Below are 6,965 nucleotides of genomic sequence, written 5' to 3'. Positions count from 1 at the left end.
GGGAGGGGGGCGGGCACGGCCGCTAGCGGGTCGGCCGTGTCCGCGGGTGCCTCGGGGCCCGGTTCCACCGCGACGTCGGCGGCCGGGTCCGCGCCGAACGCCTCAGCGGGCGACTGGGCCCCCGAGATCCGCGCCCACCACGCCCGGGCCTCCTCCGGCGGGAGCTCGTCGAGCACGTCGAGGCTGCCCACGACGTGCGGGTGCATCCGCCCGGCGTTCCAGGTACGCAGGTAGGGCTGCTCCTCCAGCACGATGAGCCGCTCTCCGTCGAACACCGGGATGTCCGCCGGCACGCCCTCGTTCCAGATCCAGGAGCCGTCCGCGGCGACGAGGTTCCACGAGCCGCGCACGGGGTCGGCCTCGCGCACGGGGTCGGCGTCGCGGAAGGCCGCCACCCACCGAGGGTCGGGACGCTCGCCGGCCAGGCCGCGCCCCTCCGCGCCGATCAGGGCGTCGGCGAGCAGGGTGTGCAGCTGGAAGTTGTCGCCGAGGCCGTCGAACCGCACCCGGAAGCCGCGGCCGGACGCGCGGTCCAGCACCAGCGCCGAGGTCGCCTCCCCCATGCGGAGCAGGGCCTCCACCTCGCGGTACTCGGGCAGGAACTGCCCCAGGCGGCGCGCGATGGGCGCGAGTTCGCTCCGCAGCGTGGTGTCGGAGCACACCGCGGCCCGGACGTCGGACTCGCTGAGCATGGTCTTGGCGGCCAGGCCGTGCCGCCGGGCCGTCCACCAGCACATGGTGGCGGCCGGGGCCGACTCCCCGAGGACCTGGGCCACCCGTTCCTCGTCGGTGGCCGTCACCTCCTCGGGCTCGGGCGGGGCGCCGCCGCCGGTCTGGTCCCAGGCGTGCAGGAAGACCCCCGCGGCGGCACCGGACTCCCGGAGGCGGCGCAGGATCTCGACGCCGGTCGGCCCGGCGGGCGTGCCGATCTCGACGAGCGCGCCGGCGACCACCATGAGGTCGGCGGTGATGCCCGGGACCGTGTGGTGGCCGGCGAAAATCGGAGCGAGGGCCTCCACCGCGATCTCCCGCTCATCGGCGGGGACCTGTCCGGCCAGCCCGTACACCTCGCCGACGGCCGCGCCGAACCGTTGGGGATCGGCGGCGAGAGCCGAATCGATCAGCTCTTGGAAGGCAGCACGAAACGCATCGATCACCCCGGCATACTGCCATATGTCCGGTGGTAACCGGGCACCACCGTGCCTGATGGACGCCCCGTGTTCACCGCCGCGCGCCCGCGGATCGTGCGCCGATCGGCCGGCCGCGCAGGCGACTCGTGCGCCGCGGGAGGCCTCGCCCGGCCGGCGGGCACTCAGATGCCGAGCCGGGTCACGGCGTTGTCCTCCAGCGGGTTGGCGGTGCGGATGTAGCCGTGCACGGTACGGGAGTTCGTCCAGCGGCCCTGGCGCATGATCTCGCGGTCGCTCGCGCCGCCCAGTGCCGCCTGCGTCGCGAAGCCCGAGCGCAGCGAGTGCCCGCTGAACGCCTTGGGGTCCAGGCCGGCGCGCTCGGCGTAGCGCTTCACGAGTTCGGCGACGGCCCGGCCGGACATCGCCCGCGCGGAGATCGCGCCGTGCCGGCTGACCGACGGGAAGAGCGGGCGGCCGGTGCCGTCGGCGAGGCCGGTGCCGGCGTAGCGGTGGCAGCGGTGCGGCCGGGCGGCGGCCGGCTCCTCGTCGTGGGCGAGGAACGCGCGCACGCCCTCGGCCCCGCCGTCGCGGTGCGCCTCCACCAGGTCCGCCCAGTCCGCGAACGCGCATACCGGGCAGGTGCCGGCCCGCCGGCCGCGCGGCAGGGCCACCTGCTGCGCGTGCCGCGCCTCCTGGTCGGTCTTGGTGGCCGCGAGGCGCACCACGAGCAGCGGCTCCCCCGTACGGGGATCGCTCTCGACCGCGATGTCGTCGAAGCCGAGCCCGGCGAGCTCGCTGCGCCGCAGCGCGCCGGCGAATCCGGTGAGCAGCAGGAGGGCGTCGCGCCGGCGCGCCACACCGGTGGGGTGCCCGGGCGCCGGGCGCTCGGCCAAGAGCGCCTCCAGCGTGTGCAGCAGCACCGGGCGCTTGCGGTCGGGCTGGGCGCGCCGGCTGCGCCGGATGCCGCGCAGCGTCATCCGCACCACGTCGGCGCGGGTGGGCGAAGCCAGCCCGTTGGCCCCGTGCACCGCGGCGATCGCCGCGGCCTTGCGCTCCAGCGTGGCCGGCGACAGCGCCCAGCGCCCGGGGTCGCCCTCGCGGACCGCGTCGGCGGCGGCGGCGAGGTACACCGCGACGTCCACCGGGTCGGCGGGCAGCGACCGCCGCCGCTCGGCGAGGCACCACGCGGTGAACGCGATCCAGTCCGACCGGTAGGCCCGCAGGGTGTTGGCGGACTGCGCCGCGCTCAGGTACCGGCCGAGCGTGCTCGCCTGCTCCTCGTCGAACCGGCGGCGCACCGCCTCCAGCGCCCGGGTGTCCACCAGCACGCTGTGCGTCACCCGCTCCAGCCCGGTGCGCACCTCGGCCGGCAGGACCTCGGCGGTCTCGGTCGTCTGCTCGTCGCTCGTCACGGTTGACCATCATGGCGCATCGGCGCCGGCCGGCGGGCCAGGGCGCCTCCGGGTCCGGCGGGGTCACGCCGGCGGCCAGCAGGCGGCTCGGCTCAGGAAGAGAAGGCGCCCGCGAGCGCGCCGGCGTACTCGGACGGCGGCGCCAGCAGCCAGAGCCCGGCGACCGAGAGCAGCAGCGCCAGACCGAAGAAGGCCGCCGCGGCCCGGCGCCGGGTCCGCAGCGCGAGCGCCGCCCCTGCCAGGGGGACGAGCAGTGCGCAGACCAGCATCCAGACCAGGTACCAGGCGGCGGTGCGCCGGGCGGCGGCGGTGACCTCCGCCATGGTGAGCAGCTGGACGCCCTCGGCCAGCCACAGCACGCCGAACAGCGCGGTCCCGACCAGCCAGGCGAAGCCGAGCCCCGGCCACACGACGAGCGGCCAGCGGCGGCGCTCCTCGACCACCACGGGTGTCCGGCTGACCGCCGGCAGCCGCGCCGGGTCGACGCGGACGGGGCGGTCGGGCTGCGCCGGCCGCCCGTTCGGCCGGGTGGGCGGTGTGGCGGGTCTGGCGGGTCTGCGGGCGCGCTTCTTCTTCGGGGACACGCATCCTCCGGGCAGAGCTGACGAATGCACGGCGCGACGGCCGTCCGGACCACCCTAGACCGGCCGCGGCGTCCGGCGGCGGAGGCGCGGTCGGGGCCCCGGGACGGCCCTCGCGGGTGGCGCCGCGTCAGGCCCCCGGCCACGGCCGGGCCTGGGCGCACAGCCCGGCGAAGCCCGCGAGGACCCGCAGTTCGGCGACGGAGCGCGGGGCCGCGCCGACCAGATGCGGGGAGTACACCAGGGCCGCGAGGACCTGGGCCCGGGACAGCGCGACGTTCAGCCGGTTGCGGGAGAGCACGAAGTCCAGTCCGCGGCTGACGTCGGCGGCGCTGGAGACGGTCATGGAGCACAGCACCACCGGCGCCTCCTGGCCCTGGAAGCGGTCCACGGTGCCGACCCGCACCTCCTCCAGCCCGGCCTGCTCCAGCGCGCGCCGCAGCGCCCGCACCTGGAGGTTGAACGGGGCCACCACGAGGATGTCGGCCCCGGTGATCGGGCGCGCCGGCGCGCCCGGTTCGGTGAAGGCGGTGCCGACCAGCCGGGTCGCCAGGTCGACGACCGCGGTCACCTCCTCGGGGCTGTGCGTGTTGCGGCCGGTGTGCGGGATCTCGGCGCGGTACAGGCCGGGCGCCACTCCGGCGAGGCCGCGTTCGGCGGCGGAGGGGTGCGCGTGCAGCAGCCCGCGGTAGGAGAGCCGGGACACCGGGGCGCACACGTCGGGGTGCATGCGCCGCGTCTGGTCGAGGAAGTAGCCGCGGCTGCGGTCGATGATCTCCTCGTCGGCGACCAGGTGCTCCAGCGCCGACGCCTGGGCGCCCTCGCCGTGCGTGCCCTGGACCACCTGCGGCAGCTGCTGCGGGTCGCCGAGCAGCACGAGGTCGCGGGTGGCGGCGGAGACGGCGAGGGTGTCGGCCAGCGCGAACTGGCCGGCCTCGTCGATGATGAACACGTCGAAGGGCTGCTCGATGACCGCCTCGTTGGCGAAGTTCCACGCGGTGCCGCCGACCAGGTAGCCGGCCTCCTGCCCGGCCCGCCAGCCCACGAGCTCCTTGACGCTCTTGGGCTGGTCCCACGGCGCCTCGGGGTCGGGCTTGCGGGCGGGGCGCTTGGCGCAGGGCAGCGCGAGGCCGCGGCCCGCGGCGGCCTTCACCGCCGCGGCGAGGACGTTCTCGATGGCCTTGTGGCTGGTGGAGCACACCCCGACGCTGCGTCCCTCGGCCACCAGGTGGGTGATGAGCTGCGCGGCGAGGTAGGTCTTGCCGGCGCCGGGCGGCCCCTGCACGGCCAGGTAGGAGGAGTCCAGCCGGTCCACGGCCGCGATGACGGTGGCCACCAGGTCGCCGCCGTGGTCGCGCGGGTCGGGCAGCGGTCCGCCGCCGCGCAGCCGCGGCGGGGTGCGGCGCAGCACGTCCAGCCCGGCCATGCGCGGCAGCACCGGGAGCTCGGCCACGGCGCGCTCGGTGAGGGCGAGCAGGGCGGCGTCCTTCGGTGCGGAGCGCACGGGAGCGCCGGGCAGCACCGCGACCGGCGCGCGGGCGTAGGTGTCGCCGGGGTCGGCGGTCTCGACGAGGGTGAGCCGTTCGGCGGTCGCGCTCTCGACGGCGGCGTTGACCGCGCTGGCCTGCTGGCCGGGCGGGCCGGGGTAGAGCAGCCGCACGTCGTCGCCCGGGGTGAAGGGGTGCGGGCGCGCCGGGTCGGCGCGCAGTTCCAGTTCGCGGCGGGGCTTCTTCTGCCGCCCGCTGGGCTCCTGCCACTCACCGACGCGCACCCGCACCGGCACCAGGCACTCGTTGTCGGCCTCCAGCTCCTCCACGGGGGCGGAGACCCGGCGGAAGAACTCCCACCACGAGGGGTTGGCCTCGCGGCGGTAGTAGCCGACCAGCGCGGCGAGCAGCGCGCGGGCCCGCTGCTCGGCGTCGCGGTGCTCGGCGTCGGCGGGGACGCCGTCGAGCAGCGGTTCGGTGAGTGCGCGGGTCTGCGCCTCGATCTCGGCGCGGCGGCGGGCCGCCTCGGCGGCGCGCTCGTCGGCGTCCTCGGCCGCGAGCTCGGCCTGGACGGCGGGGCGGGCGGTGATGCCGTGCTCGGCGCGCTTCTCCTCCAGCCAGTCGCGCAGCCGCGCGGTGGACACGCAGTCGTCGCGGTTGTAGGCGGCGATGCCGGACAGGATCTTCTCGGCGCGGTCGTGCTCCTCGGCGCGCACCGCCGACAGGTAGTCGGCGTAAGCGTCGATGCTGGAGGTCGCGGTGGTGACGTCGCCCTCGCGGGCGCCGCCGAGGTAGAGCGGTTCGAGGTACTTGATGGAGTAGGAGCGCTGCGAGACGTAGAGGCTCTTCTTCACGACCGTGTACAGGTCGACGAGGCGGCGTTCCCGGAGGAGGTCGTCGACCTCGGCCTCGCGGGTGCCGAAGGTCGCCGCCAGCAGCTTGAGCCGGTCCACCTCGTAGGACGCGTAGTGGTAGACGTGGGCGTCGGGGTCGGCGTCGATGCGGGCCAGCGCGAAGTCCACGAACTCCTCGAAGGCCCGTTTCTCCTGGGCGCGGTCGTGGGCCCAGAACGCGTGGAAGCGCTCGGTGCCGCCGTCGGCGGTGACCGCGCCGAAGAGGTACTCCAGGCCGCGCCCGCCGTCCCCCTCGTAGTAGGGGAAGCCCTCCATGTCGAAGAAGACGTCGCCCGGGCTGGGGGCGGGCAGCGCGGCGAGCCCGTCGTCGGCGTACACCTCGGCGAAGACGGTGCCGACCGGGTCGTCGCGGGTGCGGGTGGCGTCCTGCCGGGTCTGCAGGGCGGCCTGGCGGCGCAGCCGCTGGTAGGAGTGGCGGGGCAGCAGGTCGGGCCGGTCGGTGTCGTCGGCCGTCGCCAGGGCGTCGATCGTGGCGATGCCGGCGTCGCGGAGTTTGCGGGTCTGGTCGGTGCGGATGCCGGCCACGAGGGACAGGTGCCGGGCGGCCGCCCGGCCGTCGGCGCACTGCGCGGCGAACCCGCAGCGGTCGCAGGCGTGGCACGGCTCGCCCCACAGCGGCGCGGGGAGTTCGGCCGGGGCGCGCAGCCGGCGCAGCAGCCGGCCGCGTACCGAGGAGAGGATGGGGGTGAACTCGGCGACGCGGTGGGCGTGGGTGTGCCGGTCGCCGGTGACCAGGTACATGTGCTCCGGGGCGCCGGGGCCGAGGCGGGCGAGCGCGTCGGCGTAGGCGGAGAGCTGCAGCACGGCGGAGGGGCCGGGGTGCCGGGCGAGCTTGGTGTCCCACGGCTCGTACCCGCCCCCGCGGCCGGCGTCGTGGCGGCGCTCCCCGGTGGCCGGGTCGACGTCGGTGCTGATGAGGAAGTCGGCGCGGCCGTGGAAGGCCACGCCGCTCTCGACCCGCTCGTAGAAGCAGCCCTGGTAGATGACCGGGACCCGGGCGCGCATAGCTTCGGCGGTCGCCTCGGCGGCGGCGCGCATGGCGGGCTCGGTGGGTTCGGGGTTGTCGATGGCGACCACACCGGCGCCGAACAGGTCGCGCAGCCGCTGGAGCTCGGCGCGTTCGTGCGCGGCGCCCTGCTGCGCGACGAGGGGGTCGATGTCGGTGGGGACGGGGGCGCCGGGCACTCCGGACGCGAGCGCGGCCTTCAGAGCGCTGCGGTGGTCGCACTCCATCGCGTCGACGAGATCGGTGGGTGAGATCACCCAGCCCGATGCGGTGCGGAACACCTGCGCGCCCCTCCCCGGTAGACGGTGTCCGGGGCATTCTGCCACCTCGCCGCGACCGCGGAGGCGTCCGCGCGCGGGGCGTCGCGATATCGGCCGGTCAGCGCGCCGCGGCCGGGCCGGAAGCGGGGGCCGGCTCGGCCGCGGCGGCGGGGGG

4 protein-coding genes are annotated in these 6,965 nt (G+C 76.4%); all 4 read right to left on the bottom strand.

Translation table 11 applies throughout. The annotated features are described in order from the left end of the window. A partial coding sequence (locus DEF28_RS24685; RefSeq protein WP_147281093.1) for a hypothetical protein occupies window positions 1-1,157 on the bottom strand: 1,157 nt, incomplete at its 3' end. Between the two features lie 155 nt (window positions 1,158-1,312). Then, window positions 1,313-2,542 (bottom strand): site-specific integrase, encoded by a 1,230-nt coding sequence (locus DEF28_RS24680; RefSeq protein ID WP_114400486.1) that lies wholly within the window; start codon window positions 2,540-2,542, stop codon window positions 1,313-1,315. Window positions 2,543-2,634: 92 nt separating this feature from the next. Further along, window positions 2,635-3,126: a hypothetical protein gene (locus tag DEF28_RS24675; protein WP_114400485.1), complete on the bottom strand. Its 492-nt coding sequence runs from the start codon at window positions 3,124-3,126 to the stop codon at window positions 2,635-2,637. A gap of 127 nt (window positions 3,127-3,253) precedes the next feature. Continuing rightward, window positions 3,254-6,811: a TM0106 family RecB-like putative nuclease gene (locus DEF28_RS24670; RefSeq protein ID WP_114400484.1), complete on the bottom strand. Its 3,558-nt coding sequence runs from the start codon at window positions 6,809-6,811 to the stop codon at window positions 3,254-3,256. Between the last annotated feature and the right edge of the window lie 154 nt (window positions 6,812-6,965).

The sequence above is a fragment of the Marinitenerispora sediminis genome, assembly GCF_003336425.1.
Lineage (GTDB): Bacteria > Actinomycetota > Actinomycetes > Streptosporangiales > Streptosporangiaceae > Marinitenerispora > Marinitenerispora sediminis.
Note: the sequence above shows the minus strand (reverse complement) of the source record. Positions and strands in the feature narration are given on the sequence as shown.